This is a genomic window from Haloarcula sp. 1CSR25-25 (genome assembly GCF_032027985.1).
Taxonomy (GTDB): Archaea; Halobacteriota; Halobacteria; order Halobacteriales; family Haloarculaceae; genus Haloarcula.
In genome coordinates this window covers 183,935-209,504 of the sequence record NZ_JAHYBW010000004.1, presented here as the reverse complement: position 1 = coordinate 209,504, position 25,570 = coordinate 183,935, and the positions used below count along the sequence as shown (strand labels likewise).

Below are 25,570 nucleotides of genomic sequence, written 5' to 3'. Positions count from 1 at the left end.
GGGCGGCTCGTTCGATACCGACGTGGTGACCGAACGACCGGTCCGTTATCCACTGCCGGTCCCGTTTTGAGGCCGAATCGACTTCTCGGGACCAGTTTCGCACCTCTGCGTAGTTCGCCAGGTCACTGACGTTCGGATAGTCCGAGCCCCAGGTGACGCGTTCCCGGCCGAAGGTGTCCAGAGCCTGTCGGCGAGCCGGTAATGATACCGACACTTATGAGCTGGTAGGTCAGCTGTGCGCGTCAGAAGTGGACTGAGAGGACGCCCCGCGGACTGGGATAATAACAGACGTACTGCTGTGATTTATCGACCGGCAGCGCTGGCGGCGCTGTGTGTCGGCGGCAGTTCCCTCGGACGCTGCACGCCCGTTCTACCCCACGAGCAGCCACTCGTCGCCGGCGTGGCCCGCCAGTATCTTTTCGGTGCCGATTCCCTCTCTGTCGTGGGTGTCGAGGAAGGCCGGTTCCGCGATACGCTCGGTCGGTCTACGCCTGCGCTATGAGCCGGGTTTGCCCGCAAGGGCGACAACGCTGTGCCACTCAGGGAAAACGGTTACTCGCGGAGCGACGGCGCGACGAGCTGCCCGTTGTCGAACTCAATCGGCGTCGGCTCTTCGACGACACGGAGGTCGTCACGGTCGCGAGCGGCCTCGACCAGCGCGGGCGACGCGTAAAGCTGGTGGAGGTGCATCGTGTCGGCGGCACGGAGCATCCGAACAGTGTCGGTGTCGACGACCCCGATCGTCGACAGCGCGGCGACGATGCCGGCGCGGTCGGTTTCGACCACCGGCGGTAGTTTCACCCCGCGAATCGTGCTCGCGGTGAGCGCGTTGATGAGCGATGTCTGTGCGTCGAGTTCCGCGACGAGGGCCTCGTGGATGACATCCGCCGAGCCGACGCCCATCGCGTTCCCGTGGGTCTTCTCCGTCAGCCCGCGTGTGTAGATGCGCTTGATGTCCGGCGTCTCGGGAGCCGGCTCGTTAATCGAGAACGGTCGGCGGCCGATGACGTTGGTGTCGAGCCCCTGACCGCTGATCTCCTTCCCCTGGCGGTCGAACACCACGAGGTCAAGCTCCTCGAACGGGAGCTTCGGCATCAGTTCGTAGGCCGTCTCGAGCAGTTCCTCCTCGCGGTCGAGGAAGCCACTCGGGGGCACGCCTTCTATCAGCGTCGTCTCGTCGTGCTGGTCCTCGACGATTGCGACGCCGCCGACGATCGGCAGTTCTTCGAGGAGCTGGCCGGTTATCTCGGGAATCATCCGGCGGAACGACCAGTCGACGGCCCACTTGTGGGCGATCTGTGCGCCACGTTGCTTGCCCATGCCGATGACGAGCATCTTCGAGAGTCCGCTCTCGACGGGGCCGTCGAAGTCCGTGTGTGGCTTGACGCGGTTGATTGGGACGATGGCGTCGGCCGCCACGGCGCTGTCGTCGGCGACCACAGGCACGTCCCGGTCCGGGGTTCGCCCGACTTCGACGACGTCCATGGTCGACCGGATTTCACAGCCAATCGCCGACTCGGTCACGTCGAGTTCGTTCAGCATCGTTCGCTGGCCCTCGCCGGTGGCCCCGCCGTGGCTTCCCATCGCCGGGAAGACGAACGGCTCGTAGCCGGCGTCCGAGACTGCCTCGACGACGCCGGCGACGATGGTTGGGAGGTTCGCGATACCGCGGCTTCCGACGCCGAGTGCGACTTCGCCGCCATCGGGTACGTCAGCAAACGACAGCGATTCAACAGCCCGGGCGGCGTGTGTCGCGACGTCGTCCGACGCTATCGGGTCTGTCTCCCAGACCTGTTCGATGATACCGAGTTCGGGGAGCGGCGGGTCGCCACAGGCGTCGATGATTGTCTCTTCCGGAACGGAGAGTGCGTCCGCCGCGACCTGTTGATCGCTTGCGTTCATACGGGGTATATCAGCCCGTCCGTTTATAAACGTGACCCAGGGCTTGGTTGAACTGTGCCCCCCGGCCCCATCGGAACACAGCAGTTCGAGCGGTCCCAATCGAAAGCAGCCAGCATACGCCGGCTGCGGTCGTCATTCGCTCGAATCCGGGACAACGATCACGACCACGTCGTTGACGTTCGTCCCGGTCGGCCCGGTCTCGATTGTCGCCCCGACCTTCGAGAGGTACGAGCCGGCATCGTTTGCGAGAAGTGCGTCGCGGGCCCCTTCGCGGTCGTCGATGACGGCCGCGTCGGCGATAGCACCGGCCACGTAGGAGCTCCCGTCTTCGCCGTCAGTGTCGACGGCTGCGATGACCGCGTCTCCGTCGTGGTCCAGTGTGCCGGAGAGCACGAACTCCTGATTGGGGCCGCCCTGACCCTCGTCTCCGGTTACGGTTACTGTCGTCTCGCCACCGGCAAGGAGGACAGCCGGTGGCTCGACTGGGGTCCCTGTCGCTGTGGCTTCCTCGGCGATAGCGACGAGCGGCTTCGCAACCTCCCGGGCTTCCCCGCGCAGGCGGGACGTGAGCACGAGTGGTTCGTACCCGGTGTCCTGCGCGACGGCCCGGGCGGCGTCGAGTGCGGTCGCGTTGTCTCCGATGAGATGGTTCCTGACCAGGTCGAATGCCGGGTCGTCGGGAAACGGCGTCTCCGATATCCGGCCCTCTCGCCCGGCTTCGAGATGGTCGCGAACGGCCGGTGGCGGTGTGAGAGCGTATTTGTCGAACACACCGAGGGCGTCCGCGTACGTGGTTTCATCCGGGACCGAGGGACCGCTACCGATGGTGGACAGGTCGTTGCCGACGACGTCGCTAATCAGTAACCCGGCGAGAGTGGCGGGCGCCGCGCGTCGCGCCACCTGCCCACCTTTCAGGTCCGAGAGGTGCTTCCGGACAGCGTTGATCTCCCCGATCGGAACACCGCCACTGAGAAGCCTGTCGGTCGTCGTCTGCAGGTCCTCGAGCGTCAGGTCCCCGGCCGGAGCCGACAGAAGCGCGCTGGCTCCACCGGTCAGCACGAACAGAACGAGCGTGTCCTCGTCGGCGTTGTCGACCGTGTCGAGAATGTCGGTCGTCGCCTCGACGTTCCGGTCCGACGGTAACGGGTGATCGCCGACAGAACTCCGGACAGTTGCGGTATCGACAGCCTGCTTGATGACGACGTGGCCGCCGCTGAGGGAGTCGCCAAGAATCGATTCGAGCGCGCGTGTCACGCCGCCCGCGGCTTTCCCGCCGCCGCCGACGACGACATCGGCGTAGTCCTCGAGGTCGTACGTCGTCTCACCGATCGTCAGCGTCTCGCCGTCGCGGGTGACGGCCGACCTGGTAGCGGCTTCCGGAGCAGCCGCGTCCACTGCGGCCTCGATACAATCGAGAGCCACCTCGTGTGCGGGGCTGGCAGCGAGTGCTGCTCGGTTGCGAATCATAGGAAGGCATTCATCCGGGTCAGTAAAAAGTCTGGCTCAGTGGCTGTAACTGTCTGCCGTCATAAGAGGTACCCCTGATATCGAGCGTTTCGAGGCGGGAGGCTGCACGTGTTACTGTCTTTGCCACGTTGTCTGCCTGCATCTGATGGGTACGTCCAACCGTAGGTCGATAGTGCCAGTCGAGAGGATATACACACCGATTGCATCGCAGTCATGCGATCGGGTGTGCAGTGATGTTAGCAGGGTTTAATCACCAAAATTTGAAGCTGGAGTTCGGATATAAATGTAAATATAGATTATGTAATTTCTTCTGAGTGAATATGTCTACATATTTTACTTATAAATCCATATTTTCGAAATTTATCCGGGGATATAACATTATAACGATTGTTTAAACACATAGTTGCCGTATATCGGTACAAACAGGATTATTTCTCGGAAATGTAACCGGTTTTGTAGACAATCGACGGAGATCTTTCGACAGCAGTGCAGGAAGTAAGCGCTGGTGGACTGCGTAGAGTGCGCTGAGGCCGTCGATTTGAGCCCAAAGACCGGCCAGTCCAGTCTCACAGGCCGATAGGCAGCGAGATAGGCTACTACTGGCCCGACACCGACCACGGGCGTCTGAGTGACGTGATCACGACGAGTCTCAGAAGTCCAGTGTGGTGTGGACTTCGCTTCGCGTTGCGGCAAGTCGGGCGCGGACTGCGCGCTCGCTTGCGGCACTGTACTCGGTTTCGGCGACCGCCGTCTTGACCTCCGGAATCGTGACGGCGCTCATGCTGAGTTCGTCGAGGCCGAGACCGACGAGCAACTCCGTCAATTCGGAGTCGCCGGCCATCTCACCGCACATCCCGACCCAGGCGTCTTCGGCGTGGGCCGCCGTCACTGTCCGGTGTATCGCTCGAAGGACGCCCGGGTGTGTCGGGTCGTGCAGGTCGCCGACGCGCTCGTTCTCGCGGTCAGCGGCCATGACGTACTGTGTGAGGTCGTTTGTCCCGATGGAGAGGAAATCAACACGTGCAGCAAGTTCACCGGCCATGAAGACGGCACTTGGCGTTTCTATCATAACGCCGACTTCGGGGTCTGGCGCGCCTACGTCGCCGTCTTCAACATCAGCCGCCGCCGCGTCCAACGCGTCGAGTGCAGCGTCGAGTTCCTCAACCGTGGCGACCAAGGGGAACATGACGGCGAGGTCACCCGCTCCGTCCGCGCCAGCGCGCAGGAGCGCACGGAGCTGCGTAGCGAACAGGTTCGAATCGGGGCCGAGCGAGCGACGGATCCCGCGCTCCCCGAGAAATGGGTTTTCCTCTTCAGGCAGGTCGAGGTACGGGATGCGCTTGTCGCCACCGATATCCAGCGTCCGGACGACCACGCGCCCGTCCGGGAACGTGTCGAGTGCCTCGCGGACGGCCTCGTACTGTTCGTCTTCCGAGGGCGGCGTCTCGCGGTCGAGAAAGAGGAACTCGGTACGGTAGAGGCCGACGCCGTCGGCCCCCCGCTGTGCTGCGGGTTCCAGTTCCGCCGGTCGACCGACGTTCGCTGCAACCTCGATGTGTCGGCCATCGGTGGTCTCGACGGATTCGTCGACGATGGCTGCCCCGGAGCCGGCCGCTACAGCCGCTCTCTCGGCATCGTCGGGGCCGACCAGCACCCCGCCGCTATCGCCGTCGATCACGATCTCCTCGCCGCTCTCGACGGTTTCGAGAACGTCGCCGACACCGACGACGGCCGGCAGGCCGAGCGAGCGGGCGAAAATCGCCGCATGGGAGGTCCGGCCGCCGGTGACCGTGGCGAACCCGGCGACGCGTTCGGAGTCGAGTTGCGCCGTGTCGCTCGGCGTCAGCCGCTCGGCGAGGACGACACTCCCCTCGGGTAGATTGCCGAGATCGACCCGCTCGCCGTCCGTAAGCAGGCGGAGGATTCGGTCACGAACGTCACGGAGGTCGTTCGCGCGCTCGGCCATCCGGCCGTCCATCCCCTCGAACTGCTCTATGTGTTCGTCGAAGGCGGCGTCGACGGCATGTGGCGCGGGGAGTCCGTCACGGACCATCGTCTCCACGGCCCCCTCGATGGTCGGGTCTTCGAGGAACTGGATGTGGGCATCGAACACCGCGGCCTCGTCTTCCCCGATACGTTCAGCGGTCGCCTCGCGCTCGGATTCCAGTTCGGCGCGGGCGGCTTCGACGGCGTCTGCGAACCGCTCGACCTCCACATCGGGGTCGACGTCTGCCTCTTCAGGGTCCGGGAGCGAGATGTCGCGACCGTACCAGACGACCGACCCGACGCCGGAACGGGGCGTCACGCCGGTCCCACCGAGCGTGCGTTCAGCCATCGTCGGTGTCGAGTTCCCCCTCCGGTGTCGTCAGTATCCGTTCCAGTTCGTCGAGCACGGCCTCCGCGTCCGGGCCGTCGGCGACCAGTTTGATCTCTTCGCCCTGGCCGATTCCGAGGCTGGTGACGGCGATCATGCTCCCCGCCTGAACGAGGTCCCCGTCCGGACGACCGGCCGAGACCTCGGCCTCGTGGCCGTTGACGGCCTGGACGAACGCTGACGCAGGCCGGGCGTGCAGGCCTGCTTCCGGGACAATCGTCACGGTGCGTTCGAGCGTCATGCGACGGCACCCCGGAGCGCGTCCTGAATGGTCGCTTCGACCGCTGTCTCGTGGAGTCGGTCCTGAGCGTCGCCGTGAATCAGGGCCTCGTCGACCCGACCGGAGAGGCCTCGGGGGCTCTGTCGCTCTCGACTGTCTCCGAGCCGCACGTGTTCAAGCTCCGTGCCTGTCGACGCCAGTCTGTACGTTTCGTATATCTGGGTGACTTTCGGCTGCTCTGACGCCATTATCAGTAGAACGCTGCGATCCGGTTTAGCCGTTGTGTTGCGGTCACCTACGGTTCTACCCACATCCGACAGACCGGCTGTGTATATATTTACCCCGCCCGTAGGGCAATCCGCTACTAAATGAGGTCATAACTGAACAGACAGGTCAGTTATGGAACTATAATCACTGTATTCACAGCCACAGTAGTTCTGTTCGGTGAAAACGACTGTACTGGGCCAGTTTCTGCGGGCGGCCTGGGACGCTTCGGACGGTTTTCAGCGACCACGAAAACTTTATGCGTGACAATAGAAGCGGAAAACTGCACAATGGTCCCCTCCACTCGACGTGCCCTCCTCCACAGCGCTTGCGGGCTAGCGCCGCTGCTGGCCGGCTGTGGTGGGATTTTAGCGGGCAGCGACGAATCGACACGTACCGTCTCGGGAAACGATGGCTCGGTCAGTCCAGGGGCTGGCGCGGAATCCGACCCGGACGCAGTTGTCACACGTGTGAACACTGACCGTCAACCGGTCTGGCTCGATGACGGCGACAGTCGGCCGACCGAAAGGCCACACTCCCGTGGATTGGAGTCAGAGGTTATCGACACGGCAGGGAAGGCAGACCGGCTAGCCGTCGCCGAGGACGTGGACCGGTCCCGGATCGAAGCCTTCCTCGACGAGACTGATTTCGAAACGGAGACTGTCTATCTCCAGAGCGTGGTGATCGAGGAGTGTTTCCGGCTATCGCTCTGTCGGGTCAGCTGGACGACGGACAAAATATCGACCGACTACGGCCGGGTGAGCCGCCCCTACGACGAAGCCTGCACGGCAGGCAACACGGTGTATGCGGTATGGTTCATCCGCATTCCCGACGCACTCGATGCCGAGGACATCTCCAGTTATTCCTCCTCCATCGGAGGCAGGGGCTGTGACGACCGGCGAGTCGGTGCTGAAGGCGAAAGCGGGGGTGGGTCGGCTCAAAGTAGTGACCGCCTCGCCGGGGCCGGTGGTGAGCAGGCATGACTGACGATACGTCCGAGACGGGCGGAGAGGATGTCCGGATGACACGGCGTGGTGTACTCGCCCTGGCTGGGGCCAGCGCCGTCGCTGGCTGTAGCGGTATCGACAGTGTGGGTAGGGGAGACGAGACGACTATCGATGCCTACAACCTGCCCGATATCCGGCGCGACGAAGAGCGAGAACCCCCAGTTCCCCAGTCGGTCCCGGTCGACATCGCAACGAGCCATTTCGACGCCGCACGGGAGCGGGTTCGCTCGCTTCTGGCAACGCTTCCGACGCCGTTTGGACCGGAGGAGATTCCGAACGGCCACATCCGCCAGCACCTGACGAACGCCGCCGGCGACGCCTCGGACGGCCTCGACGATGCGCGGACGGCCCGAACCGGGTTGATGGCGTTACAGTCACTGCGTTCGGCCCGGGAACACGCCCGCTATGCCGCAGCAGGGTGGGGCGTCGTCGACCGTGGCCTCACCGCTGCTGGACTACAGACGGAACACAGCCGGACTGTGTCTGCGGCCCGTGAAACCCGGCAGGAGCACGACTACGTCGGGGCGGACCCGGTGCGTGCGGCGCTGGTTCACGCCCGCATCGAGACGGGACTTGAGCGGGCCAGTGACACGGATGTCATGCCCAGGGAAGAGTCAGAGTTGCTGTCAGTCGCCGAATGGGGCGAGACCGCCGAGTCGGCCCAAGCGTATCTCAGCGACGCTCACCACATCCGGGCGCAGTTCGCTGCCTCACTGCCAGCCGACGCTGGGACGATCGAGCCGACGCTGACCGATGCAGCAGAGACACTGCTCGCGGCTGTCCGAGACCGGCAGGCGGACCTGCCGCCGGAAACACCCGCTGAAGACCGCACTCCGGGGCAGATGGCTTTCGACGACCTCCGTTGGGAGGCCGAGACAGGTATCAGGCACGTCGCGGACGCCGCCGGACCCGCGAGTGCCGTCGTCGTTGCGAACAGCCGACTCGCCCGCTTCCGAGCACTCGACCGGATTCAGACACGCCGGGAGGCGGGGGAACTCGCTCGGCCGTCGGACGGGACCGCGGTTCGGGACATCAGACAGACCGCGTACGATGCGCTCACCGCGGCCCTCGAATCGAGTTCGCGCCCGGGACTGGTCAGGACAGTCCTCGTCGACGCCGGGTACAAGGTCCTGGCCGCCGACCGTGGGTTAACACACCACAGCGGGGAAGTTGCGGCTTCCACGCTCGATAGAAGCGTTGCGGACTACTGGCAGGCGACGGCACTCGCCCGTTCGGCGGCGCCAGCCGCGCAACAGACCGTCCAGGCGCTCCGGGCCGACTGAAACGGCATCGCGGACGGCAGTCCAGCGGTTAGACCAGTAACCCCCCTCGCCGCCGCGCAGGAATCCGCAATGCTCCACAAAACGTTTGCCCGAGGAGTCGCAGCTATCGCGTATGAGTTGGTCCCGCCGAGGCGCCCTCTCCGCCCTTGCAACGGGGTTTGCGACAGCGGTCGCCGGCTGTCAGAGCGACGACGATGTAGCAGGTCCGCCCGATGAACCGGAGCCTGACAGAGTCGAGCCGACAGCGGTCAGACAGGTCCGGGTCGACGAGGCCGCGGTGTTGTTTACGGAAGCCGATACTCTCCCGACCCCTGACAAGACCTCACGTCGGCATCGACGGGCAAGCGCCTACATCGCGTCCCGTGCCGAGTTCGAGGAGTTCAGCTGGGGAGAGACGCCGGAAGCCAGGCAGTTGCGCGAGTTCGTCGAGACGACTGACTTCGAGGAGCGGTCAGTGTACCTGCTGTCGACGGTCGTAGACGCGTGTCACGAGGTCCACCTCGTGTCGATGAGCCGAGACCCCGACGACGACCCGAGCGGCGATTTCTGCACCGGATTGCGACCGGCCGACGTAGCCTGTGACACGGACGACGACGACACGGTCGGGTTCGCCGTCCGGCTCCCCTACACCGTGCCCTCGTCAAGCGGCCACGGGACGGGCATGAGCAGTCGCTGTCGCGGCCCCACCCGACCGCCGGCCTTCCAGGCGACGGTCGTGCCGCGGAACCGGAGTGATGGCTCGTGAACCGCCGTGCCTTCCTGGCGGCTTGCAGTGTCGGAATCGGCGGCCTCGCTGGCTGCAATAGCCTGTCGGGCCTCGGTTCGGACGAGTCGCCGGACGTGGATACGCGGTCGTTAGCGGCGGAGTTCGAACCGGTAGCACCACCCGCAACACCCTTTACCGCCGAGTCGATAACAGAACGGGTCCGGGCACACGAGCAGCGAGCGGCCGAACTGCTCGCGGAGGTGCCAGCGGACCCGTCGATACCGAACGAGGCCGTCCGCGAGAGACTCGACACCGAGCGGCCCGAGACAGCACCGGCGGCGACGCCGCCGGCTGACGAGAGCGCGATGCGGTGGCTCGACGAGTGGCGGGGCCACCGGTCCCGCACCGCGACGGTATGGGGAATTTACCGGGCAGCGACGGGCACCGACGACAACACCCTCGTGACAGAGCGACGGCGCACCGTCCGCCGGGAGCTCGGCGCCGTCAGTGGAGACATGCCCTATCGGGGGCCGGACCCGATTGCGGCGGCTCTCAGCCACGCGCCTATCGAGGGGCTACTTCGCGAGAGCCACACCTACGTTCAGCCCCGCCGGGCGTTCCCCGAGGACCCCGTCGCGGCACCGTTTCGAGCGGGCGAGATCATCGGGGATATCGAACGTGCCCGCGGAGCGCTCGCGGACGCGCGGACACTGGTGCCCGACGAGGGCGAAGCCAACTGGGCGACGCTCGCCCGTGGTGCCGGCCGACTCCGTTCCTCGATTGGGACGACGACCGACGGACTGGAGCCGTACCTCGACCGGCGCTCGGATGCCTTCGGCTTCGAACTGACCGGCACCGACCGCCGGCTGTTCCGAGAGGGCGTCACCGCCCTGGAGTACCAGCGGCGCGACTCGCGTGCGGCCCGCGACGACGGGCGATACGCGACAGCCGTCCTCCAAACCGGACGGGCGCTCGTTTCGGCCGAGGTCCTGTCGGCCGTCGTCACCGGTATCAGGGACGGTCGGTTCCCGGACGAGCCCTCGGCCGACGAACTCCGAGCGGCCGCCACAGCTGCCCGGACAGCCCTCAGCGACCGCGAACAGACTCCCGACGCGGGACTGGCCGAAGCGCTCATACGGCTGGCGGTGTACCGACAGCGCGGCGTCATCGAGGAGATGGCGGACGGATACCGGAACAGCGCTGCGGCGTTCGCGGAGTTCACGCACGCGGCGATGCACGCCCGCGGTGTTCCGGCGGCGACGGAGTATATCCTGGCGCAAGTCCCACAGAGGGACGACTGACGACTGCTGGCGCCGGCTGTCCACTCGCTTCTGACGGTCGACAACGCGCCGCACGGCTGTCAAGCAGTGTCTCGTTCATCGGATTTCACCGGCCCTGACAGAGTCTGCGGTGTCCGCTCGGATTGTAGTCTGTCGTTGCCGGACACTACGTTCTCAGTTGGTGATACGTTGTGGTGGTAAATCACAGTGTTACCACTGTTATTTCAGTAACGAAGCTGTGGGGGACAGAGGCTTTTAGTTTCGAGTCCCCCTGTGTGGATGTAATGGATTCACGGGAACAGGAGCCTGCACACCAGCACGATACTGCGACCCAACCGACAGACGGCTTCGACGAGGAGAAGGCGCGACGCGGCGCTCGCCTCCTGCTCGAAGCCGCTGGCCGTAATCCGGATTCGGCGGGGCTATCGGACACCTGGAGTCGGCGTGTCCCGGAGATGCTCGAGACGCTGACCGAGGGCTCTCGGTCCGAGGCCGGGCCGACAATGCGGACCTTCGATGCGGAGACCGACGGCCTCATCGTCAAGACCGGAGTTCCGCTGCACAGCATGTGCGAACACCATATGCTTCCGTTCCAGGGCGTTGCCCACGTGGCCTACAGGCCCGGAGAGGAGATGGTCGGGCTGTCGAAGCTCATCCGGTACGTCCGGTGGCAGTCGCGCCAGCTGACGACACAGGAGACGCTCACGCGGGATATCGCGGTCGGGCTGGCCGAGGAACTCGACGCGCACGGGGTCGCCGTCGAGGTGACCGCAACGCACATGTGCGAAGTCATGCGGGGCATCGAAACGGAGACCGAAACGACGACCAGAGAACACGTCGGAACCATCAGCGAAGCGGACCGCACGCAGTTCAGGGAGTCTATTCGCCGCCACGCTACCACGGGCACCAACTAATTGCTGGGAGCGGTTCCGGGACGGTGTCGTGCCACATTGAGTCCTTCCACCGAGTCATGTCGCCCACCGCGAGCGACTCCAGACAGCAGCCGGGGTCTGAAACTCATAGTGTAGGCGAGTTTATAATTTGAGTGCTGCAGACGGCTCGTCAGCCGTTGCCTACTCCTCGTGGACCACGTAGTCCCCGAAGTTGTCGACGGTGCCGACAGGTGGTGCACCGAACGCGAGCCACACGTGTCGCTCGTCAGTGTGGTTACAGAGGTTCCGAACGGTGTCGGGGTGGACCCGGACGATTCCGCCTTCGGGGACCTCCTTGAGGTCGCCGTCGATCGCTATCTGTCCGTCGGTCACCGCGACGAACACCTCTTCCTGGCCGTCGTGAGAGTGTGGCGTCGTCACCGAATCCGGTTCGAGGATGACCTGGTTCACACGGACCGCTTCACAGCCCAGCGGTTCCGTGAGCTTCCGGACCGACGTATCACAGGTGTTGAACTGTTCAGTAGCGACTGTCGCTGGCTGGACGATCTCGTAGGCTGACTCCATACGTCAGCTTGGCACACGCCACTGAATAGCCTTTGTCCGGGGTGGCGAATGGAGCCGGGACGTCGCCGGCAAAACCGTTAGGCGCGTTCGCCGAGACCAGGGAGTATGAACAGTCGAGCGCGAACATCCGGCGGCCCTGAGCCAGTACCATGACAATCGCGGACCAGCCCATCGGCGAGTTCCTCGACGCCGTGGCCGCACAACAAGTGACGCCGAGCGGCGGTGCAGTGGCCGCTGTCGGCGGGGCGATGGGGGCCGCCCTGTGTGAGATGACCTGTATCCACACTGTCGGCGGCGACGAGCCCGGAGCCGCGCCGGCGGAATTGGCGGCCGTGCGGGATACCGTCGCCGACCGACGGGCGCAGTTGCTCACCCTCGCAGATGAGGACGTGATAGCGGTCGACGCGGTCCAGGCCGCGTTCGATTCAGGTGACGACGCGCGCATCCAGGCGACCCTGCAACGCTCGACGGAGGTCCCGCTGGAGACAGCCGAACTGTGTCTCGACGTCCTCGAACACGCCGTCACAGTGACCGCGGAGGGAACGTCGGTCGCCGTTCCAGACGCAGCCGTCGGGGCGTTGCTCGCTCACGCAGCAGTACGCGCGTCCGTATCGACCGTCCGAGCGAACCTCGATACGATAACTGACGAGGCCTTCGTCGCAGAGATGGAGGAGCGGTCGGCTGCGGCGGAAACAGCCAGTGAGACGGCGCTGGCAGAGACACTGGCGAACCTAGATCACTGAGTCCCAGCGTGTTCCGTTCCGGGCACCGAGTCAAAGAAAAACACGCGGCAACTGCCACAGGCGACGGCCAGGGCCTGCCGTGTCAGAACAGGCCGGAGATGTTACCGTCCTCGTCGATGTCCATGTCGGCCGCGGCCGGACGGGCCGGCAGACCGGGCATCGTGAGCGCGTCGGCCGTGAGCGCGACGAGGAAGCCCGCCCCCGCGGACGGGTAGACTTCGCTGATCTCGAGTTCCCAGCCCTCCGGCGCGCCTTTCTTGCTCGCGTCGTCGCTCAGCGAGTGGAACGTCTTGGACATGACGACCGGGTAGTCGCCGAAGTCGAGTTCGTTCATCTGCTCGATGTCGTCGAGCGCGCTGCCGGTGTATTTCACGTCGTCAGCCCCGTAGATCTCGGTCGCGACGGTGTGGATCTTGTCCTTGATGCTGTCCTCGTCGTCGTACAGCATCCGGAACTCGTCCTCGTCGCTCTCCTCGGTCGCCTCGATGACGTTCTCCGCGAGGTCGACGCCGCCCTCGCTCCCGTCGGAGAAGACGTTCGACTCAGCCGCTCTGACGCCGAGGTCGTCGCGGCAGTGGTCCAGCACGGCCTGGATCTCCTCGTCGGTGTCGTCCGGGAAGCGGTTGACCGAGACGACGACCGGGACGCCGAACTTCTGGAGGTTCGTGGCGTGCTTGTCCAGATTCGAGAAGCCGGCTTCGACGGCTTCGACGCCAGCCTCGTCGATTTCGTCGTAGTCGACCGGCCACTGGTCGAGGCCGTGGTACTTGAGCGCGCGGACCGACGCCACGAGGACGACGGCGTTTGGCGTCATGTCGCCCTTTCGACAGACCACGTCCATGAATTTCTCGGCCCCGAGGTCGGAGCCGAAGCCGGCCTCGGTGACGAGGTAGTCGCCCATGCCGAAGGCGGTCTTGTCGGCGACGAGCGAGTTCGTCCCGTGGGCGATGTTCGCGAACGGGCCGCCGTGGACCAGCGCCGGCGTCCCCTCGATAGTCTGGACGACGTTCGGTTTGATTGCGTCACGGAGCAACATCGTGGCGGGACCGGTCGCTTCGATATCTTCGACGGTCACCGGGTCGCCGTCCTCGTCGTAGGCGACGATGATGCGACTGATTCGCTCCTTGAGGTCCCCGAGGTCAGTGGCCAGACAGAGGACCGCCATCAGTTCGGAGGCGGCCGTCAGAATGAAGCTGTCCTCCCGCGGCGTGCCACCGGTTTCCCCCCCGAGGCCGACGACCGTCTCCCGGAGCGCGCGGTCGTTCATGTCGATAGCCCGCGGCCAGGCGACGTTGTTGATGTCGATGTCAAGGTCGTCGCCCTGGGAGATTTTCGCGTCGAGCATCGCGGCGATGAGGTTGTGCGCGGAGGTGAGCGCGTGGAGGTCGCCGGTGAAGTGGAGGTTGATGTCCTCCATCGGAAGGACCTGCGACCGGCCGCCGCCAGCTGCCCCGCCTTTGACCCCGAACACCGGGCCGAGCGACGGTTCTCGGATCGCGATCATCGCCTCCTCGCCGACGTGGTTGAGCGTCTGCCCGAGTCCGACGGTGGTTACCGTCTTGCCCTCGCCTTTCGGCGTCGGCGTCATGCCGGTTACCAGCACGAGGTTCTGTTCCCTGTTTTCGGCCTGTTCGCGGAGACGCTCGATTGCGTGCTGTTTTACTTTCGCGGTGTACTCGCCGAAGTACTGGAGGTCGTCGAGGCCGAGACCCCACGGCTCGACCAGTTCCCATATCGGCTCCATGTCGGTCGACTGGGCGATATCGTAGTCCGTGGGAAACGGCTCCTGTGTCTCTCCGGTCGTGGACTGCTCATCCTGTGAAGGCATCTCGACTAACCCTTCCCTACACCATCGTAATAATGTTAGCGAACCTGCCACTACCGGGATAGGATGTGTTCGATGTGCCGTTTCCCACCGCGCAGGCCACATCATGTATCTCGGCTTACGGGATTAGTTCCACATCCCGTCGCCGGTCAGCATGATAGATGCCGCGCGGCGTCGCTCCGACAGGGGACAGTCGACCCCAATTGGTCAACCCCCGGCGCTCCCTCAACCGGCAGAAAATCGCCCTGTATCGGCCCAGTACACCGCGACTCTGCTATCGGTGTGGACCCCGGGGCGATACATTAATCAGGCCACCGCCGGCCAGTTATGGTATGGAGTACCACGAGTCGGCGGACTACTTGCGGTCGCTACAGCGTCGTCGGCCCAAGTTGGGGACCGATACGACGGCGCGGATGCTCTCACATCTCGGGGACCCGAACGACGGGTTCGAATGCGTTCAGATCGCCGGGTCGAACGGGAAGGGAAGCACCGCTCGAATGACCGAAAGCGTGCTCAGGGCCGCGGGACTGGACGTCGGGCTGTTCACCTCGCCGGGGTTGAACGGCTTCCGCGAGCAGGTCACGGTCAACGGCGGCCGGATACCGAAAGAACGGGTCACCGAGTTCGTCGAACAGATCGAGCCCTGTATCGACCGGCTGGCCACAGAGGACGACAAGCCGACGCATTTCGAGGTACTCACCGCCTTGGCGCTCTATCACTTCGATGTCGAAGACGTCGACGTGGCGGTGCTGGAAGTCGGTATCGGCGGCCGGTACGACGCCACGAGCGCGGTCGACCCCGTCGCCAGCGCCGTCACCAGCATCAGTTTAGAACACACCGACCTGCTCGGCGATACTGTCGAGGAAATCGCCCGCGACAAAGCCCAGGTCGCGCCGCGGGACGCCCCGCTCGTGACCGGAACGACCGGCGCTGCCCTCGAGGCGATACAGGAGATTACCGACACCGTCACCGTCGGCGGCGAGACGGCTGCCGTCACCGCCGTCGAGAACGGCATGCGTTCGGCCGTCGAGAACCGTATCTCACTCACGGGGCCGGACTGGGCCCTCGAGTCAAACCTCAAACTGCTCGGCCAGCACCAGGCGGAGAACGCCGGCGTCGCGGCGACGCTGGCCCGACAGCTCACCGACCTGGACACCGACACCATCTCGGCGGGGCTGCGGGCCGCGTCGCTGCCGGGCCGGTTCGAAATCCGGTCGACGGACCCGATGGTGGTCCTCGACGGTTCCCACAATCCCGGTGCGATGGAGACGCTGACCACGCTCGTCGAGCGCTACGAGTACGACGACCTCCACGTGGTCTTCGCCGCGATGGACGGCAAGGAGTACGAGCAGATGATCGAAACACTGCCCGACGTCGAGACGGCGTTCGTCGCGCGACCGGAAGTCGACCGGGCCGCGAGCACCGCGTCGCTCGCTGCCGCCTTCGAGGGACAGGCGGCCCAGATACGGGAGGTGGAGTCCGTTCCCGAGGCCACTGAACGAGCGGTCGCCGCAGCCGACGCGGACGACTTCGTCCTCGTGACCGGGTCGCTCTACGCCGTCGCCGAGGCCCGGGACCGCTGGAGCCGACTGGTCGTTCCCAGGGAGAACCTCCAGCAGGCGTCAGCGGGAGAGACCAGTGAAGCCGGAAGTGAGCCCGACATCCGCCGACACGTGCTTTCGGTCACGTTGCGGCGCGACCAGGCGGGAGTCGTAAAACAGGCTTTCGAGGACTGCGGCGGCACCTGCACCCGTTCGGCTGTCGGGACGCCCGAGAAGCTCGTCGAAACGACGCTGTCGGGAACGCTGCGACAGTTTCGACAGCTCAGCAGTCGGCTGGCTTCGGCGGGGCTGGGGCTCGGTCGCCTCGCCACACAACTCGAAGGCACGCTGGCTGACAGAGCGTTCCCGCCGCCCTTTGACGGCGAGGAGGCCGCCGTGATGGGGATTCTCAACGTCACGCCCGACAGTTTCTACGACGGCGGCGAGTACGACCGTCGTGACCTCGCAGTCAAACACGCGGAGCGGATGGTCCAGGCCGGGGCGGATATCGTCGACATCGGCGGCGAGAGCACTCGCCCCGGAGCGGAGCCTGTGGCCGTCGAAACGGAGATCGACCGTGTGGTGCCCGTCATCGAGGCCGTCTCGTCGCTCGACGCGACCGTCTCCGTAGATACCCGGAAAGCCGCCGTCGCCGACGCGGCGCTTGACGCCGGCGCCGACATCGTCAACGACGTCTCGGGGCTGGAAGACCCCGAGATGCGGTTCGTGGTCGCCGACCACGACGCGTCCGTCATCCTGATGCACAGCCTGTCCGCCCCGGTGGACCCGGGTCGAACTGTGACCTACGACGACGTCGTCGCCGACGTGCTTCGGGACCTCGGAGAGCAGATACTGCTCGCCGAGCAGGCCGGCATCGACCGCGAACAGGTGATCGTCGACCCCGGCTGTGGGTTCGGGAAGAACGCCGCCGAGTCGTTCGAGCTCGTCGACCGCCTCCACGAGTTCCACGCGCTCGGCTGTCCGGTGCTGGTCGGGCACTCCCGGAAGTCGATGTTCGCAGACCTGAGCGATGCGGGTGCCGACAGGCTGCCGCCGACTCTGGCCACGACAGCGCTGGCCGCCGAACGCGGGGCTGACGCCGTCAGAGTCCACGACGTCTCCGAGAACAGCGCCGTCCTCAAGACGGTATCGGCGACGGCAGGGCGGACGTCCCGGCTTCGACAACAGTGAAACCTGTCCAGCCCGTAAGGTGTGTATGGTGCAGTTTCCGATTCAGCTCGGCTCGGGCCTCCTCGAATCCGTCGGGCAGCTGGCGGCAGTCGCTGGAACCGTCGTCCTCCTGCTGATACTCGTCGGTCTGGGTGCCTTCGCGTACAAGAGCGTCGTCGGCGAGGGCGTCCGCTGGCCCGACGAGAGAGAAGAGACGGACAGTGAGAACGAGGACGGCGTCGTCCAGGGAAGCCGCGAGGACGACTGGAAGTACTACTGAGGGCGACGTGTCAGTCGGTACTGCGGTCGTAGGAGTGCTCGAACTCCCAGTGGTACCGACAGTCCGTGCAGGTCGCCCACTCGGGGATGTGGAACCGCTCGGGGTGGCGCTGCCCGTGTTCCATCCGGCTCCGACAGACTGGGCACGTGAGATACAGGAGCGTCAGGTCGGCGAACTCGTCGTGGCTGTACTCGCCGACACACCGGGGGCAGTCGATAGTGTCACGCGCGTTGTGCTGGAAGATTTCCGACCCACACCGCGGGCACTCGACCGTGGCCGGCGGCCGCCTCGCCCAGCCGATGTCACCGTCGTACGTCGTCGTCGCCGTGTCCACGCTCGATAACCTGAACTTGTTCGGCCCGTCGCTCCGCTGGAGCGGCGCGACGACCCGCTCACCGACCCAGACGAGCTTCGAGAACAGAACCGCGAGCCATCCAGACACTACGCTATAGTACGTATTCTGACGGTTTAAATTTCCGGGCAGCGCCGACGCTGACGCGGTGCCAGGCGGTCGATAGGTTTTCACGGCGACCCACGGTATGTGTGGTATGAGTTGTGACGCAGTTGTCAGTGTCGCGCCGACCGTCACGGGACTGGCGGCAGCTACTGGGACGCCTATCGTGGGACAGCTGGAGCCCGCCGTTGCCGCCGAACTATCCAGGCCGTTCCGCGCGCTCGTGTCGTTCGTTCTCGTGCTCGTGTCCGGCGCGGTGGTACTCCAGTTGCGGCGGGGCTCAGTTGATGAGTCTATCGATGCGATTTCGGACAGCCCGGCGGTTGCCGTCCTCTATGGCATCGCCGGGTATGTGATAATCGCTATCGTCGGTCTCTACGGGGCAACAACGCTTGCAAGTTTCAGTGTCGCTGGCGGAATACTGGTCCGTATCGTGGTCCTCATCGGTAGCGCGTTCGTCCTGGTACTCACGAGCTTCGGGTTCCTCGTCGTCGGCACGCTCTTTACTGATGTCTTCGGCAACCGAAGCCCGTCACGGGGGCTACTCATCGGAGCGTCTCTCAGTGCCGTCACGTGGCTCCTGTTTTCACCCGCCGGCAGTATCGCGTCCAGTCTCGCCATCGCCGCGTTCGGTATCGGCGGCTCTGTTCGGGTCTGGATACACTCAGAGCGGACGGTCAAAACAGAGGTAAACGCCCGCTAGCGCGAACTGCGTATCTGTCTGAGAGCTGTCACTGCTGGTCACGTCGAAAACGTCAAAACGAGAGCGCTTCAGTCGGTACCAGTCGGACTCTCGTCACTTCGGTCGGAGATGTCCGTTACCATCTCGTCGCCGGAGGTCACGACATCCACGTCCTCCCGGTCGGTGAGGTCCTGGATGGTCTCTGCGAACTCCTCGGACTCCAGTATCTGGTACTCGTTGTCGAGCCCCAGATACACCGTATAGCACATCAGGCACAGGATGAGTGCGAACGGGAGCCCCGTGGTGATTGCGGCCGTCTGGAGCGCCGTCAGGCCGCCACCGATGAGCAGGATGGACGCGACGAGCCCCTCGGTGAGAGCCCAGAAGATCCGCTGCGTTCGCGGAACATCGTGTTTTCCGCCGGAAGTCAGGTGGTCGATGACCAGCGACCCGGAGTCAGACGACGTGACGAAGAACGTGACGACGAGCAGTGTCGCGAGCAGACCGCTCACGACGCCCAGCGGGAACTGCTCCAGCAGCGCGAACATCGCGACGGTCTGGCCGACCTCGTTGTAGGTCGCGAGTGCCTGTCCGTTCCCGGCAAGAGAGTTGAACATCGCGCTGCCGCCAAACACCGACAGCCAGAGCGTCGAGAACAGCGACGGGAGGAACAGCACGCCCAGGACGAACTCCCGGACGGACCGTCCCTTCGAAATGCGCGCGATGAACATCCCGACGAACGGCGACCACGCGATCCACCAGCCCCAGTAGAACACAGTCCAGGCAGTGGGGGTCCCGTTTGCCGCTTCGTTGAGCGTCCCGGTGAAGAACCCGAGCGCGAGGATGTTACCGAAGTACGCCCCGAGCCCCTCCACCCAGGTGCCGAAGATGTACACCGTCGGGCCCACGATGATGAGGAACCCGAGCAGTGCGAACATCAGATAGAGGTTGAGCGTACTCAGGCGCTTGACGCCGCCGTCGAGGCCCGCCGCGACCGAGAGGGTCGCGATGAGCGTGATACCGGCGATGAGCGCGACCTGCGGCCAGGTTCCTGTCGGGATGCTCACCGCACCGAGCATGTCTCCGCCCACGTAGGAGAGGCCAGTGTTGACCTGTGCGACACCGAGCCCCAGCGAGGTCGACAGCCCGAACAGCGTCGCGAACACCGTTACGAGGTCGATAACGTGGCCCGGCCAGCCGTAGATCCGGTCGCCCAGCAGGGGCCAGAATATCGACCGGAAGGTGAGCGGGAGCCCTCTATTGAACGAGAAGAAGGCGAGTCCCAGTCCCACGAGTCCGTACACCGCCCACGGGTGAAAGCCCCAGTGGAAGAAGGTCTGGGCCATCGCGGCCGCCGCTGCGCCACCGGTTCCGGCCTCGGCCCCGAAGAAGCTCGGGGGGTTCTGGAAGTAGTACAGCGGCTCCGAGACGCTGAAGAACATCAGGCCGATACCCATGCCGGCGCTGAACAGCATCGCCATCCAGGAGAAGTCACTGAACTCCTTCTCGGCCTCGACGCCGCCGATTTTGATGTTCCCGTACCTGCTGAACGCGAAGTACAGCAATGTGACGATGAATATGTTCACCGCCAGCAGGTAGAACCAGCCGAAGGTGTCCCCGATAGTGTTGAACAGCCAGGTGTACGCCGAGGACGCCGTGTCACCCATCAGTATCGTCACCGCAATGAAAAGCGCAATAATCACCAGCGCAACCGGGAAGACCACCGGATGGATGTCGAAGCCGGCCGCCTGAATGTTCGTATCACCGGGCTCGCGGTCGGACTCCGGGTGGAACAGCTCTACCTGGAGCCCGTCCGACATTTCGCCGGCTTGGTCGTCACTATCTGCCATACGTTACCCCCATCGAACGTGGTACTGGTCTGTTTAGTCTCATTGTCTCGATCTGGTGTAGTGCAGTGCCATCGTCATGCCAGCGACGTCCCGGCGCAGCGCGTCTGCACCATCTGCATCCTGTTTGCCTCGCTGTGCTCGGTCGGTGGGCAGGGGGCCCACAGTATCGACGTGGTTTATGTGCTATGCAGTCTCATACATATGCAGTGATGCAAGTCTTATAAAACTTCACCTTAGACCCCCATAGATACCCGATTGAAGCGGTGTACTATTGTGACTCGCGGATAATTTATTTTATCTGATAGGTTGAGGTTTACCGCCCTGCTCGCTGGGTCTGGGGCGTGGTACGTGCGCATTTATTTCGGAATCTCACCTACGACCAGTATGGCGCGACTACTGGCGACAGGGGCGGCTGCGGTGGCGGCACTGCTCATGGGCCTCGGTCTCATAGGGATGACAGTCGGCGATTTCCGGCTCGCAGGGTTCAGCTTCCTCAGCGCGAGTCTTGTAATCTACCTACGCGAAACCCGGTTGGTAGACGCGTGACGGCGGTCAGATATCGTTGACGCTCATCCGCTGACTGATGACCGGAATGCTCGAAGTCCGGACCACTTTGTCAGTCGTCCCACCGAGCAGGTTTCCGAGTTTCCCACGGAACGCCGAGCCCAGAACGATCGCGTCCATCCCGTTGTCCTCGGCAAAGTCGACGATTTCCTCGCTTGGCGCGCCAGTCCGGAAATGCGTCTCGTAGTCGATGCCGTGGTCTTCGGCGACGTTGCCGAGTTCCGCAAGCACCTCCTCCCCGTAACTCCGGTACTCCTCGCGCATCTCCTCCTCGTCGTCTCTGAGCGCGAGCGCACGCGGCGTTCCCGGCAGGTCGATTACGTACAATGCGTGGACTGTCGCACCCAGCGCAGCGGCGAGTTTGATGCCGTGTTCAGCCCCTCTCCGTGCCTCGTCGCTGCCGTCATATGGGACGAGTATGTGGTCGTACATGCTACCTGACTCACTTGCACTACCACCACAATCCTGTTATAGGTTTCCCCGCTCAGGTTGTCAGCGCGTCGATCTGAACGCTAACTGGGGCCGGTGGAGTATCGCTTCAGGCTTTCCGTGCGACGTTGTCGACGGGGTAGCCCGCATCACGGATCGCTGTGATGATGGTCTGTGCGTGCTCTGCACCGCTCGTCTCGACGTTGAACACGAGGTACGCCTCCCCGATCTCGAGGTCGTCGACGGATCGCTCGTGGCGGACGTCGTGGATGTTGGCGCCCTGCCGTGCGATGACGCCCGAGATCTCCTCCATCACACCCGGCTGGTCGTCGATGCGGACCCGGAGCTGGAGGAGCTGCTGGCGTTCGGTCAACGCGTGGATGAGAACCTCACGCATCTGTGTCATGTCGAGGTTGCCGCCACAGAGCAACGGCATCACCGTCTCGCCCGACACGTCCAGACCGTCGCTCAGTACGGCGGCCACGGAGGCGGCCCCGGCTCCTTCAACGACCTGTTTGGCCCGTTCCATCAACAGGAGAATCGCCTGTGCGATGGCAGTGTCCGAGACCGTCACGACCTCGTCGACGTTCGCCTCGATGATGTCGAGTGTCGTCTCCGAGATGCCGCCGGTGGCGATGCCGTCGGCGATAGTGTCGACCTCGTCGAGCACGACCGGAATCCCCTTGTCGAGGCTCTCGTGGACAGTCTCCGCACCGGTCGCCTGGACGCCGACGACGCGAGTCTCGGGCGAGAGGTGTTTGATCGCCGTCGAGACGCCGCTGATGAGCCCGCCGCCCCCGATGGGGACGACGACCGTGTCGACATCCGGACAGTCGTGGTACATCTCCGTGCCGAGGGTCCCCTGTCCGGCGATGATGTCCAGGTCGTCGTAGGCGTGAACGAACTCGGCGTCGGTCTCCTCGACGACGCTTTTCGCGTGTGCCATCGTCTCCTGGAAGTCGTTTCCGACCAGTTCGACGCTCCCGCCGTAGCTTCTGGTGGCGTCGATCTTGGCCTGTGGCGCGTTCTCCGGCATGAAGATAGTCGAGTCCGCCCCGCACTTCGTCGCGGCGAGGGCGACGCCCTGTGCGTGGTTACCGGCGCTGGCGGCGACGAACGACTCGACGCCGTCGGCGACGTCCTGTGAGATCTTGTTGTACGCGCCCCTGGTCTTGAACGACCCCGTCCACTGGAGGTGTTCCATCTTCAGGTGCACCTCGGCGTCGACGAACCCGCCGAGGGAGGTGCTCCGTTCGACCGGCGTCTTCTTGACGACTGTGTCGTCGTCCAGGCGTTCGCGGGCTCGTTCGATATCTGCGTACGTGACCGGTAGCGTCTCCGAATCGGGTTGTGTCATGTGTTCGTGTCGTGTCGGGCTTTAACCCGAAGCCGTCGGGTGATTGCTCTGTCCTGTCATCTGGTGATGCGCTCCCGGGCCGGGTCGAACAGCGGCTCGTCACGCACCGTCGCGTCGTAGGTCTCGCCCTCGCACTGTATCTGGACCGATGTGCCAGCCTCGGCGTACTCCGTCGGGACGTACGTGTACGCGACCGACTCCTCGATGCTGTAGCCGTAGTTCCCGGCCTGCACGTAGCCGATTGCCTCGCCGTCTTTCAGCACCGGCCGCCCGCTCAGCATGATGTCCGTCGAATCATCGAGCGTGAGCGGCGTGATCTTGCTGTCGATTCCCTCCTCGCGGGCTGTCTCCAGTGCCTCCTTGCCGATGAACTCGGTGTCCATGTCGACGGCAAAGGGCAGGCCGGCCTCGAAGGGGTTCGAGTCCGTGTCGATGTCCGTCCCCCAGAGGCGGTAGCCCTTCTCCAGACGCATGGAACCGAGCGCGCCGCCGCCCATCGGTCGGACGCCGAGGTCCTCGCCCGCGTCCTGCAGCGTCTCCCAGAGGCGCTGGCCGTACTCCGTCGGGGCCCACAGCTCCCAGCCGAGTTCGCCGACATAGGAGACCCGGAGCGCGATGACCGGCACGTCGCCGACGTACATCTGCTTGGCTCGGAAGTACGGGAACCCCTCGTTGGTGATGTCCTCGTCGGTACACCGCTGGAGGAGGAGCCGGGCGTTGGGCCCCCAGAGGCCGATCGTTGACTTCGCGCCTTCCTCGACGTGAACCGACACGGTCTCGGGGGCTTCGTCTTCGAGGTGGCCGCCGTGGATGCCTGGGGAGTTGCCGCCGCCGGTGGTGACCATGAACTCCTCGTCGTCGAGCTTGACGACAGTGATGTCCGCGAGAATGCCGCCGCCGTCGTTCAAAAGCAGCGAGTAGCGGACCTGCCCGGTATCGATGTCCATGTCGTTGCTACAGACCCGCTGGAGGAACGCCTGGCTCCCCTCCCCCTCGATCATAATCGAACTGAACGTCGTCATGTCGAACATCGACACCTTCTCGCGGGTGTGGAGATGTTCGGCGGCCTCTATCTTCGAGCGGTTGACCCCCTGCCAGCCGTCCTGGTCGGGAATCCGGTCCTCGTACTTTTCGACCAGGTCGGCGTTGGATTCGTAGTACTGTGGCGTCTCCCAGCCGCCGCTCTGGTAGAACTCCGCGCCGAGTTCCTTCTGCTGGTGGTAGAACGGACTGGTCCGGAGTGGCCGGTGGTCGTCGGGCTGCCAGCGCGGCTCGACGATGCTGTACACCTGCTCGTAGCGTTTGGCCCCGCGGTCGACGAAGTAGTCTTTCTCGCCGGCGTGGGGCTCGAACCGTCGGACGTGGATACCGCCGGTGTCGACCGGGCCGGACGGCAGCCGCGGGACGCCGTTCTCCATCCACTCGGCGAGGATGCGGCCGTAGCCCCCGGAGTGAGTCCACCAGATGGCCAGCCCCGTCCAGAGGCCGTCGACCTGCGCCGTCTCGCCGACGGCCGGCATCCCGTCGGGCGTGAAGACGAAGATACCGTTCTCGGTGGCCTCGTACTCCACGTCCTGTGTCGCCGGCAGCAGTTCGTCGAAGGCCTGCTTCGCGGACTTGTCCCGCCCACGGTGGGTCGGCGTCTCCCAGTGCTCCTTCGTGAACCCCCTGACTGAGGCCTGGTGCTCCTCCGAGTTCTTCCCCATCGCCTCGGGGTCGACTGAAAGGGTCTCGTGGTTGTACGACCCCATCCCGAGCGCATCGCCGTGTGTCCGGAAGTAAAGCGAGTGGTCCTGGTCGCGGCCGACGGGCTGGTGTGGCCCTTCGCTCATGTACTCCGCGATAGAGCGGTCCCCGGGGACCTCCAGTCCGGTCGTGTTGTCGCCCACCGAGGTCTCAGCGTCGGCGAGTTCGTCCATCGGTTCGGTGACGACGTACTGGTGCTCGACAGGCGCAATCGGGAGGTCGAGCCCGGCCAGTTGCCCGGTCTGGTAGCCCCAGTTGTTCGTCGCGATGACCGCTCGCTCACAGTCGATGCGACCCTGGTCAGTCTCGACTGCGTTTATTTCGCCGCCCGAGACATCCAGGTCGGTGACCTCCGTGTTCCCGTAGAACGACGCCGAGGAGTGCTCCATGTACCACTGCAGTGCGCCGATACCGTCGACGCGCCCGTCGGTCGGCGAGTAGTAGCCGCCCAGAATCTCGTCTTCCTCTACCATCGGGAGGTGCTCGGTGACCTCCTCGGGGGAGAGCAGCTGTGGTTCCGGGAGCCCGTAGGAAGTCGCCCATTCTTTTCGGCGACGGAGGAAGTCCATCCGCTCCTCGCTCCGGGCGACCTCGATACCGCCTACCTCGTCGTAGACGCCGGCATCGGAAAGGAGCCGACTGGTGTAGTAGGCTGTCTTCGTCTGTATCTTCGACGGCGACGTCTGGAACATAATCCCGGGGGCGTGCACCGACGAGCCGCCAGTGACGGGAAGCGGTCCCTGGTCGATGACGGCGACATCTTCCGCGCCGAGTTCGGTCAGGTGATACGCGACGCTACACCCGACGGCCCCGGCACCGATAACGACTGTATCCGCCCGAGACGGGGGAGTCTCTGTGCTCATGTATCTCGTTTGGGACTGTTTCTGTCACGATGTTAAATACACCGGTGGTAACCGTCGCAGTTCGTCCCATTCTGGCGTTTTAGGCGCTCTACCTACGATATGAGAC

General features: G+C 64.5%; 22 protein-coding genes and 1 pseudogene. 10 read left to right on the top strand and 13 right to left on the bottom strand.

Annotation, left to right across the window (positions count from 1 at the left end; genetic code table 11):
• Positions 1 to 13: 13 nt before the first annotated feature.
• The 6 genes and pseudogenes from KZ498_RS24700 to KZ498_RS13765 form a co-directional block, all read right to left on the bottom strand.
• Positions 14 to 190 (bottom strand): annotated as a pseudogene (locus tag KZ498_RS24700) (amidohydrolase); the annotation flags it as partial.
• A gap of 362 nt (positions 191 to 552) precedes the next feature.
• Positions 553 to 1,902 carry a DUF362 domain-containing protein gene (locus KZ498_RS13785; protein ID WP_312619531.1) on the bottom strand — a complete coding sequence of 450 codons (1,350 nt, stop codon included), beginning with the start codon at positions 1,900 to 1,902 and terminating at the stop codon, positions 553 to 555.
• A gap of 132 nt (positions 1,903 to 2,034) precedes the next feature.
• Entirely contained in the window at positions 2,035 to 3,369 is a 1,335-nt protein-coding gene (locus KZ498_RS13780) for a DUF4147 domain-containing protein (protein ID WP_312619530.1), read from the bottom strand.
• 649 nt (positions 3,370 to 4,018) lie between these two features.
• Positions 4,019 to 5,704 carry a phosphoenolpyruvate--protein phosphotransferase gene (gene ptsP / locus KZ498_RS13775; RefSeq protein WP_312619529.1) on the bottom strand — a complete coding sequence of 562 codons (1,686 nt, stop codon included), beginning with the start codon at positions 5,702 to 5,704 and terminating at the stop codon, positions 4,019 to 4,021.
• Entirely contained in the window at positions 5,697 to 5,984 is a 288-nt protein-coding gene (locus tag KZ498_RS13770; RefSeq protein ID WP_312619527.1) for an HPr family phosphocarrier protein, read from the bottom strand. The genes ptsP and KZ498_RS13770 overlap by 8 nt, the downstream gene beginning before the upstream one ends.
• Positions 5,981 to 6,211 carry a hypothetical protein gene (locus KZ498_RS13765; RefSeq protein ID WP_312619526.1) on the bottom strand — a complete coding sequence of 77 codons (231 nt, stop codon included), beginning with the start codon at positions 6,209 to 6,211 and terminating at the stop codon, positions 5,981 to 5,983. The genes KZ498_RS13770 and KZ498_RS13765 overlap by 4 nt, the downstream gene beginning before the upstream one ends.
• A 306-nt stretch (positions 6,212 to 6,517) precedes the next feature.
• Here KZ498_RS13765 and KZ498_RS13760 point away from each other — a divergent pair, with 306 nt between their 5' ends.
• The 5 genes from KZ498_RS13760 (at position 6,518) to folE (ending at position 11,417) form a co-directional block, all read left to right on the top strand.
• Complete coding sequence (locus tag KZ498_RS13760; RefSeq protein ID WP_312619525.1) at positions 6,518 to 7,210, top strand: hypothetical protein; 693 nt, start codon at positions 6,518 to 6,520, stop codon at positions 7,208 to 7,210.
• On the top strand, positions 7,207 to 8,517 hold the full coding sequence (locus KZ498_RS13755; protein ID WP_312619523.1) for a hypothetical protein: 1,311 nt from the start codon (positions 7,207 to 7,209) through the stop codon (positions 8,515 to 8,517). Before KZ498_RS13760 ends, KZ498_RS13755 begins: the two co-directional genes overlap by 4 nt.
• A gap of 112 nt (positions 8,518 to 8,629) precedes the next feature.
• Complete coding sequence (locus KZ498_RS13750; RefSeq protein WP_312619522.1) at positions 8,630 to 9,262, top strand: hypothetical protein; 633 nt, start codon at positions 8,630 to 8,632, stop codon at positions 9,260 to 9,262.
• Positions 9,259 to 10,524: a hypothetical protein gene (locus tag KZ498_RS13745; RefSeq protein ID WP_312619520.1), complete on the top strand. Its 1,266-nt coding sequence runs from the start codon at positions 9,259 to 9,261 to the stop codon at positions 10,522 to 10,524. The genes KZ498_RS13750 and KZ498_RS13745 overlap by 4 nt, the downstream gene beginning before the upstream one ends.
• A 263-nt stretch (positions 10,525 to 10,787) precedes the next feature.
• Positions 10,788 to 11,417: a GTP cyclohydrolase I gene (gene folE / locus KZ498_RS13740; protein ID WP_312619519.1), complete on the top strand. Its 630-nt coding sequence runs from the start codon at positions 10,788 to 10,790 to the stop codon at positions 11,415 to 11,417.
• 159 nt (positions 11,418 to 11,576) lie between these two features.
• Here folE and KZ498_RS13735 read toward each other — a convergent pair whose 3' ends face one another.
• On the bottom strand, positions 11,577 to 11,960 hold the full coding sequence (locus KZ498_RS13735; protein WP_312619518.1) for a hypothetical protein: 384 nt from the start codon (positions 11,958 to 11,960) through the stop codon (positions 11,577 to 11,579).
• Between the two features lie 149 nt (positions 11,961 to 12,109).
• On the opposite strand from KZ498_RS13735, the gene KZ498_RS13730 reads away from it, so the two are divergent.
• Positions 12,110 to 12,703: a cyclodeaminase/cyclohydrolase family protein gene (locus KZ498_RS13730; RefSeq protein WP_312619517.1), complete on the top strand. Its 594-nt coding sequence runs from the start codon at positions 12,110 to 12,112 to the stop codon at positions 12,701 to 12,703.
• An 82-nt stretch (positions 12,704 to 12,785) separates the two neighbouring features.
• On the opposite strand, the gene KZ498_RS13725 is transcribed toward KZ498_RS13730, so the two are convergent.
• The gene (locus KZ498_RS13725) at positions 12,786 to 14,531 is read right to left on the bottom strand and encodes a formate--tetrahydrofolate ligase (RefSeq protein ID WP_312619516.1); all 1,746 of its coding nucleotides are present in this window, start codon (positions 14,529 to 14,531) and stop codon (positions 12,786 to 12,788) included.
• A gap of 329 nt (positions 14,532 to 14,860) precedes the next feature.
• Here KZ498_RS13725 and folP point away from each other — a divergent pair, with 329 nt between their 5' ends.
• Entirely contained in the window at positions 14,861 to 17,260 is a 2,400-nt protein-coding gene (gene folP, locus KZ498_RS13720; RefSeq protein ID WP_312619515.1) for a dihydropteroate synthase, read from the top strand.
• Positions 17,261 to 17,285: 25 nt separating this feature from the next.
• Positions 17,286 to 17,519, top strand: a complete 234-nt coding sequence (locus tag KZ498_RS13715) for a hypothetical protein (protein WP_312619514.1) — start codon at positions 17,286 to 17,288, stop codon at positions 17,517 to 17,519.
• 10 nt (positions 17,520 to 17,529) lie between these two features.
• Here KZ498_RS13715 and KZ498_RS13710 read toward each other — a convergent pair whose 3' ends face one another.
• Positions 17,530 to 17,961: a hypothetical protein gene (locus KZ498_RS13710; protein WP_312619512.1), complete on the bottom strand. Its 432-nt coding sequence runs from the start codon at positions 17,959 to 17,961 to the stop codon at positions 17,530 to 17,532.
• 106 nt (positions 17,962 to 18,067) lie between these two features.
• On the opposite strand from KZ498_RS13710, the gene KZ498_RS13705 reads away from it, so the two are divergent.
• Positions 18,068 to 18,676, top strand: a complete 609-nt coding sequence (locus KZ498_RS13705) for a hypothetical protein (RefSeq protein ID WP_312619510.1) — start codon at positions 18,068 to 18,070, stop codon at positions 18,674 to 18,676.
• A 68-nt stretch (positions 18,677 to 18,744) separates the two neighbouring features.
• Here the strand turns inward: KZ498_RS13705 and KZ498_RS13700 are convergent, their stop codons facing one another.
• Positions 18,745 to 20,505, bottom strand: coding sequence for a BCCT family transporter (locus KZ498_RS13700; protein WP_312619508.1), 1,761 nt, complete (start codon positions 20,503 to 20,505; stop codon positions 18,745 to 18,747).
• Positions 20,506 to 20,889: 384 nt separating this feature from the next.
• On the opposite strand from KZ498_RS13700, the gene KZ498_RS13695 reads away from it, so the two are divergent.
• The gene (locus tag KZ498_RS13695; protein ID WP_312619506.1) at positions 20,890 to 21,051 is read left to right on the top strand and encodes a hypothetical protein; all 162 of its coding nucleotides are present in this window, start codon (positions 20,890 to 20,892) and stop codon (positions 21,049 to 21,051) included.
• Positions 21,052 to 21,057: 6 nt separating this feature from the next.
• On the opposite strand, the gene KZ498_RS13690 is transcribed toward KZ498_RS13695, so the two are convergent.
• From KZ498_RS13690 to KZ498_RS13680, 3 genes are all read right to left on the bottom strand, one after another.
• Entirely contained in the window at positions 21,058 to 21,501 is a 444-nt protein-coding gene (locus tag KZ498_RS13690; RefSeq protein ID WP_312619504.1) for a universal stress protein, read from the bottom strand.
• A gap of 106 nt (positions 21,502 to 21,607) precedes the next feature.
• Positions 21,608 to 22,855 (bottom strand): threonine ammonia-lyase, encoded by a 1,248-nt coding sequence (ilvA, locus tag KZ498_RS13685; protein ID WP_312619503.1) that lies wholly within the window; start codon positions 22,853 to 22,855, stop codon positions 21,608 to 21,610.
• Between the two features lie 56 nt (positions 22,856 to 22,911).
• Positions 22,912 to 25,464: an FAD-dependent oxidoreductase gene (locus tag KZ498_RS13680; protein ID WP_312619501.1), complete on the bottom strand. Its 2,553-nt coding sequence runs from the start codon at positions 25,462 to 25,464 to the stop codon at positions 22,912 to 22,914.
• Positions 25,465 to 25,570: the final 106 nt, after the last annotated feature.

Bases quoted from the DNA above. Each gene is read 5' to 3' on its own strand.
- KZ498_RS13715 (WP_312619514.1), top strand. From the start codon at position 17,286: ATGGTGCAGTTTCCGATTCAGCTCGGCTCGGGCCTCCTCGAATCCGTC.
- KZ498_RS13785 (WP_312619531.1), bottom strand. From the start codon at position 1,902: ATGAACGCAAGCGATCAACAGGTCGCGGCGGACGCACTCTCCGTTCCG.
- KZ498_RS13765 (WP_312619526.1), bottom strand. From the start codon at position 6,211: ATGGCGTCAGAGCAGCCGAAAGTCACCCAGATATACGAAACGTACAGA.
- KZ498_RS13695 (WP_312619506.1), top strand. From the start codon at position 20,890: ATGGCGCGACTACTGGCGACAGGGGCGGCTGCGGTGGCGGCACTGCTC.
- KZ498_RS13725 (WP_312619516.1), bottom strand. From the start codon at position 14,531: ATGCCTTCACAGGATGAGCAGTCCACGACCGGAGAGACACAGGAGCCG.
- KZ498_RS13690 (WP_312619504.1), bottom strand. From the start codon at position 21,501: ATGTACGACCACATACTCGTCCCATATGACGGCAGCGACGAGGCACGG.
- KZ498_RS13735 (WP_312619518.1), bottom strand. From the start codon at position 11,960: ATGGAGTCAGCCTACGAGATCGTCCAGCCAGCGACAGTCGCTACTGAA.
- ptsP (WP_312619529.1), bottom strand. From the start codon at position 5,704: ATGGCTGAACGCACGCTCGGTGGGACCGGCGTGACGCCCCGTTCCGGC.
- KZ498_RS13780 (WP_312619530.1), bottom strand. From the start codon at position 3,369: ATGATTCGCAACCGAGCAGCACTCGCTGCCAGCCCCGCACACGAGGTG.
- ilvA (WP_312619503.1), bottom strand. From the start codon at position 22,855: ATGACACAACCCGATTCGGAGACGCTACCGGTCACGTACGCAGATATC.
- folE (WP_312619519.1), top strand. From the start codon at position 10,788: ATGGATTCACGGGAACAGGAGCCTGCACACCAGCACGATACTGCGACC.
- KZ498_RS13700 (WP_312619508.1), bottom strand. From the start codon at position 20,505: ATGGCAGATAGTGACGACCAAGCCGGCGAAATGTCGGACGGGCTCCAG.
- KZ498_RS13705 (WP_312619510.1), top strand. From the start codon at position 18,068: ATGAGTTGTGACGCAGTTGTCAGTGTCGCGCCGACCGTCACGGGACTG.
- KZ498_RS13760 (WP_312619525.1), top strand. From the start codon at position 6,518: ATGGTCCCCTCCACTCGACGTGCCCTCCTCCACAGCGCTTGCGGGCTA.
- KZ498_RS13755 (WP_312619523.1), top strand. From the start codon at position 7,207: ATGACTGACGATACGTCCGAGACGGGCGGAGAGGATGTCCGGATGACA.
- KZ498_RS13770 (WP_312619527.1), bottom strand. From the start codon at position 5,984: ATGACGCTCGAACGCACCGTGACGATTGTCCCGGAAGCAGGCCTGCAC.
- KZ498_RS13750 (WP_312619522.1), top strand. From the start codon at position 8,630: ATGAGTTGGTCCCGCCGAGGCGCCCTCTCCGCCCTTGCAACGGGGTTT.
- KZ498_RS13680 (WP_312619501.1), bottom strand. From the start codon at position 25,464: ATGAGCACAGAGACTCCCCCGTCTCGGGCGGATACAGTCGTTATCGGT.
- KZ498_RS13730 (WP_312619517.1), top strand. From the start codon at position 12,110: ATGACAATCGCGGACCAGCCCATCGGCGAGTTCCTCGACGCCGTGGCC.
- folP (WP_312619515.1), top strand. From the start codon at position 14,861: ATGGAGTACCACGAGTCGGCGGACTACTTGCGGTCGCTACAGCGTCGT.